The organism is Arhodomonas sp. KWT (assembly GCF_010993615.1).
In genome coordinates this window covers 32,412-37,799 of the sequence record NZ_WNXE01000022.1, presented here as the reverse complement: position 1 = coordinate 37,799, position 5,388 = coordinate 32,412, and the positions used below count along the sequence as shown (strand labels likewise).

Here is a 5,388-nt window from a genome sequence, read left to right as displayed (position 1 = left end):
GCCAACGGGGTGCTGGTGCTCGTGCCCTGTGCCGTGTTCCTGCAGATGCGGGCTTCGGTGGGAATGCTGGACGGGACCTTCTTTGCCGTACAGGCGCTGGAACTCCTCGCCGGGGCGGTGAATCTCACGCTCATGGGGCTCAACATGCGCGACGGGCTTCGCCTGGCCGGCCGGCCGCGTCCGGCGTGCCGCCGTGCGACGTGAGAGAATCCGCCGTGTGGTCAGCGGACGCCGCTGCCAGGGTCGCGTCCGCCGCCGTGAACGTCGGGCGCCGGCGCGCCGGGTGACGGCTGCACCGTGCCCGTGGACAAGGGAGATGTGTCTTGCCGAGACGACTGTGGCTGGTCCTGGCGTTTTTGCTGACGCTGGGGTTGCTTGCCGGACTCTGGCAGTGGCTCGCGCTGAAGGAGGTCATCACCGTAGCGGTCCTGGAGGACTGGCTGCGCTGGGTCACCGCCCTCGGTGACAGCCGCTGGATGCCGCCGCTGGTGCTGCTTGCCTACGTGCTGGCCTCGCTCGTGGTGTTTCCGCTGAGCGTTATGGTGACGGCTACCGGGCTTATCTTCGGGGCGTTCACGGGGTCCTTCTACGCCGTTGCGGGCACGCTGCTCGCCGCGGCGGCGACCTACTGGATCGGGCGCTACATGGGCCGCGAGGCGGTGGTGCGCCACGGCGGCCGGCGGCTCAATGCGCTGGCCTCGGCGCTGTCGGCCCGGGGCGTGCGTACGATGATCGTCATCTCGCTGTTGCCGCTGGCGCCGTTCACGGTGACCAACATGGTCGCCGGTGCCTTTCACCTGCGCTTCCGCGACTACATGCTGGGCACGCTGGTCGGCATCCTGCCCGGGGTGCTGGCGATGACGGTGCTGGGCAGCCAGCTCGCCTCGCTGGTGCGTGCAGAGAGCTTCAGTGGGGTGGCGTGGACGCTGGGCGGGATCGCCCTGGCGCTGGGCGTGATCGCGGCGCTGCGCGTGGCCGTGGCGCGCTACCGCGGATAACCGGGGCCGCCGGCGGCGGCCCCGGTGGCGTCGTCAGCGCAGCACGACGAACAGTGCGGCGTTGCCACGGCGCACGTGCAGCAGGAGTTTGTCCTTGCCCGACGCGGCGCGGTTGAACTCCGCCACGGAGGTCACCGGCTGACGATTCACGGAGGTGATGACGTCGCCGGGCTGCAGCGTGCCGGCGGCGGGGGCGTCGCGGCTGACGCCGGTGACGAGAACGCCCTCGACCTGACCGTAGAGCTTGGAGCGCTCGTCCAGCTCGCCGACCTGGATGCCCTCCAGCGGACCACCCTCGACGGTGGCCTGCGTCGCCTCATCGGGGCGCTTGCCCACCTTGGCCTTGATGGTCTGGGTCTCGCCGTCGCGCACGACGGTCAGCTTCACCTGCTCGCCGACCTCGCGCAGGCCGATGACCTTGGCGAGTTCCGCGGCGTCACCAATGGGCTTGCCGTCCACCTCGGTGACCACGTCACCGGCCTTCAGACCGGCCTTCTCGGCGGCGGAGTCCGGGCTGACCTGGGAGATCAGCGCACCGTGACGGTCATCGAGCCCCATCGCCTCGGCGATGTCCGGCGTGACGTCCTGCACGCGCACGCCGAGCACACCGCGGTGGACCTCGCCGTACTTGATGAGCTGGTCCATGACCTGGCTGGCCAGGTTGATCGGGACGGCGAAGCCGATGCCGATGTTGCCGCCGCTACGCGAGAGGATGGCGGTGTTGATGCCGACCAGCTCGCCCTTGAGGTTGACCAGTGCGCCGCCGGAGTTGCCGGGGTTGATCGAGGCGTCCGTCTGGATGAAGTCCTGGATGCGGGTGTCGCGGATCTGCCCGGACAGGCTGCGGCCGAGGCCGCTGACGATGCCGCTGGTCACCGTGTGTTCCAGGCCGAATGGGTTACCCAGCGCGACGACGTAGTCGCCGGTGCGCAGTGTGCTGGAGTCGCCCATCTTCACCTGGGTGAGGTTGTCGGCGTCGATCTGGATGACGGCGATATCCGTCTCCGGGTCCGCGCCGATGACCTTGGCCTTGAACTGGCGGTCGTCGGTGGTGCCCACGGTGATCTCGTCCGCATTGGCGATCACGTGGTTATTGGTGAGGATGTAGCCCTTATCCGCGTTGACGATCACGCCCGAGCCCAGGGCGCGGACCTCGCGCTGCTGCTGGGGCATCTGGTCGCCGAAGAAACGGCGGAAGAAGGGGTCCTGCATCAGGGGGTTCTGTTCGGTCTCGATCGTGCCCCGGGTGGAGACGTTCACCACGGCGGGCGAGACCTTCTGCACGAGCGGGGCGAGGGTGGGCATGCCGGATTCGCTGCCACCCGCATCGGGCAGGGCGGCGAACGCGGGCTGCATGACCACGGTGGCCACGCCCATAAGTAGTGCGGCAGTGAGTGTTTTGAGTCGCTTCATGGGTACGCCTCTGTTGCGTTTGTTGCCGAGAGACCTGGGTCGACGTCGGTCCGTCCGTGCCGTGCACGGGCGGGCGCAACATGTACGTGGACCGGCGAACCGGGGCTCTTGTTCCCCGCCCTTCCCTTCGTTCGCTCCCCCGAGGGTGCCCCGATCGCCGATGAGGTCTAACATGCGGGAGTAATCCGATCCCAGACAGACAACAGTGAGGGTATTGCATGGCTACCGACGGCAACGCTGCGCTCATCGAGCGCGATCTCGCCCACCTGGTTCATCCGCTGCAGCACAACGCCGCCCATCAGGGCGGGCGCGTGTGGGTGAGCGGCGAGGGCGCCTGGCTCACGGACGCGGACGGCCGGCGCTTCATCGACGGCCTCTCCGGGCTGTGGAACGTCTCCGCGGGGCATGGCCGCCGGGAGCTGGTGGATGCCGCGAGCGCACAGATGATGCGCCTGCCCTATGCGTCCGGCTACTCCGGGAGCACCAACGAGCGGGCCATCGAGCTGGGTGAGCGCCTCGCCGGCATCACCGCCGAGGGTATCAACCGCTTCTTCTTCACCTCCGGCGGGGGCGAGGCGAGCGACAGCAACTTCAAGATGGCGCGCTCGTACTGGAAGATGAAGGGTCGACCGGAGAAGACCAAGGTGATCGCCCGCCAGTGGGGCTATCATGGTGTGACCCTGGCGGCCATGTCCGCCACCGGCATGGCGCCGTACTGGGGCCTGTTCGAGCCCCGGGTGCCGGGCTTCGTGCACATCCCCTCGCCGTACCCCTACTTCTACGACGCCCCCGCGGGTGTCTCTCCGGGGGTGGCCGCGGCCAACGAGCTGGAGCAGGCGATCCTGCGCGAGGGCCCGGAGACCGTGGCGATGTTCATCGCCGAGCCGGTGCAGGGCGCCGGCGGCGTGATCGTGCCGCCGGACGACTACTTCCCGCGGATCCGCGAGATCTGCGACGCCTACGACGTGCTGCTGGTCGCCGACGAGGTGATTACCGGCTTCGGGCGCACCGGCCGGATGTTCGGCATGGAGCACTGGGGCGTGAAACCGGACCTTATCCAGTTCGCCAAGGCGGTGACATCGGGCTACTTCCCGCTCGGCGGTATCGGCATTAGCGACGAGATAGCCGCGACCCTCGCCCAGGCGGACACCCCCTGGATGCATGCCTACACCTACAGTGCCCACCCGGTCGGCTGTGCGGTCGCGCTGGCGATGCTCGACATCGTCGAGGGCGAGGATTTCCCCGCCCAGGCGGCGCGCAAGGGCGAGCGCCTGATCGGCGGCCTGCGTGAGGCGATCGGCGATCACCCCAACGTCGGCGAGGTGCGCGGCCTCGGTCTTATGGCGGCGGTGGAGCTGGTCCGCGATCGCGACAGCCGCCAGACCTTCGACCCGGCGGACAAGGTCGGCCCGCGGGTGCTCGGTGAGGTCATGGATCGCGGGCTGTTCACGCGGGTGCGGGGTGACGTGCTCTGTCTCGCGCCGCCGATCGTCACCCGCGACGAGGACATCGACCGGATCGTGGAGATCGTCCACGAGTCGGTGACGGCGGTCCTCGGGCGCGGCTGACCGGGCGGGGGTTGTGCCGGCGACGGCACGCCCCCATGCCCTGAAAGTCCGAAAACGAACGATTCGGGAGGTAACAATGGCCGATCCGGTATTCCTGATCACCGGGGCATCCAGCGGCATCGGTGAGGAGACCGCCCGCCGCGCCGTCGCCGCGGGCTATCGCGTGGTCCTCGCCGCACGGCGGCGTGAGCGTCTGGACGGGCTCGTGGAGTCGCTGGGCGGTAGCGAACGCGCCCTGGCCGTGGCCTGCGACGTCACCGACGAGGCGCAGCAGAAGGCCATGGTGGATGCGGCGCTGAACGCCTTCGGGCGCATCGACGTGGTGTTCGCCAACGCGGGCATGCGCGGCAGCCCCGGTGGCTTCAGCGGCGCGGACACCTCGGTGTGGCGCGACATGATCCTCACCAATGTCTACGGCGTCGGGCTGACGCTGCAGCATACGCTGCCGGCGCTGCGCGAGAGCCGCGGGCACCTGCTGATCACCGGCTCGGCGGCGGGCCGGACCACGATCCCCGGTTCCATGTACAGCGCCTCCAAGTGGGCCGTGAGCGCCATCGGCTATGGCGTGCGCGAGGAGCTTCGCGGCAGCGGCGTGCGGGTCACGCTGATCGAGCCCGGCATGGTGGATACACCGTTCTTCGACGAGCGTCCGGAGCATGCGCTCGAGGCCGGTGACGTGGCGGAGGCCGTGATGTACGCGGTGAGCCAGCCGCGGCGTGTCGACGTCAACGAGGTACTGGTGCGGCCGACGCCGGAGGAGGAAGCGTCATGAGCCGGCTCGCCGACATCCCGCTGTCCGTGCTCGACCTGGCCACGGTCCCGCGCGGCAGCGCACCGGCGGACGCATTCCGGCGCAGCGTCGCGGCCGCGCAGCGGGTGGAGTCCCTGGGCTTCAACCGCTTCTGGATCGCCGAGCACCACAACCTGGACGGCATTGCCAGTGCCGCCACTACGGTGCTCATCGGCCACGTGGCGGACCGCACCGAGCGCATCCGCGTCGGCGCCGGTGGCATCATGCTGCCGAACCACGCGCCGCTCGCCGTGGCCGAGCAGTTCGGCACCCTGGAGGCCCTGCACCCGGGGCGCATCGACCTCGGCCTCGGCCGGGCACCGGGCACGGACGGCGAGACCGCCCGCGCCCTGCGGGCGCGTTTCGGCCCGGGGGAGCCGGAGTTCGACGTATTGCTGGAGGAGCTGCGCCACTACCTCGCGCCAGCAGAGCCGGGCCAGCGGGTGCGTGCGGTGCCCGGCGCGGGCAGCGACGTCCCGATCTGGCTGCTCGGCTCCGGGCACTACAGCGCCCAGCTTGCCGCCAACCTGGGGCTGCCGTTCGCCTTCGCCAGCCACTTCGCCCCGCAGAACCTGTACGACGCGCTGGCGCTGTACCGCCGCCACTTCCGCCCGTCCCG

General features: G+C 69.8%; 5 protein-coding genes and 1 pseudogene. 5 read left to right on the top strand and 1 reads right to left on the bottom strand.

What is annotated here, in order from left to right; all coding sequences use genetic code 11:
• Nucleotides 1-204, top strand: a pseudogene (locus G7A99_RS06415) (hypothetical protein); the annotation flags it as partial.
• A gap of 119 nt (nt 205-323) precedes the next feature.
• The gene (locus G7A99_RS06410) at nt 324-998 is read left to right on the top strand and encodes a TVP38/TMEM64 family protein (RefSeq protein WP_018717079.1); all 675 of its coding nucleotides are present in this window, start codon (nt 324-326) and stop codon (nt 996-998) included.
• A 33-nt stretch (nt 999-1,031) separates the two neighbouring features.
• Here G7A99_RS06410 and G7A99_RS06405 read toward each other — a convergent pair whose 3' ends face one another.
• Nucleotides 1,032-2,375, bottom strand: a complete 1,344-nt coding sequence (locus G7A99_RS06405) for a DegQ family serine endoprotease (RefSeq protein WP_163139248.1) — start codon at nt 2,373-2,375, stop codon at nt 1,032-1,034.
• Nucleotides 2,376-2,629: 254 nt separating this feature from the next.
• Here G7A99_RS06405 and G7A99_RS06400 point away from each other — a divergent pair, with 254 nt between their 5' ends.
• The 3 genes from G7A99_RS06400 to G7A99_RS06390 all read left to right on the top strand — a co-directional run.
• Nucleotides 2,630-3,979, top strand: a complete 1,350-nt coding sequence (locus G7A99_RS06400; protein WP_018717077.1) for an aspartate aminotransferase family protein — start codon at nt 2,630-2,632, stop codon at nt 3,977-3,979.
• 76 nt (nt 3,980-4,055) lie between these two features.
• Entirely contained in the window at nt 4,056-4,751 is a 696-nt protein-coding gene (locus G7A99_RS06395; RefSeq protein WP_018717076.1) for an SDR family oxidoreductase, read from the top strand.
• Nucleotides 4,748-5,388: LLM class flavin-dependent oxidoreductase (locus tag G7A99_RS06390; RefSeq protein ID WP_163139245.1), on the top strand; the 641-nt coding region annotated here is incomplete at its 3' end. The genes G7A99_RS06395 and G7A99_RS06390, both read left to right, overlap by 4 nt.

Bases quoted from the DNA above. Each gene is read 5' to 3' on its own strand.
- G7A99_RS06405 (WP_163139248.1), bottom strand. From the start codon at position 2,375: ATGGGCGTGGCCACCGTGGTCATGCAGCCCGCGTTCGCCGCCCTGCCC.
- G7A99_RS06400 (WP_018717077.1), top strand. From the start codon at position 2,630: ATGGCTACCGACGGCAACGCTGCGCTCATCGAGCGCGATCTCGCCCAC.
- G7A99_RS06395 (WP_018717076.1), top strand. From the start codon at position 4,056: ATGGCCGATCCGGTATTCCTGATCACCGGGGCATCCAGCGGCATCGGT.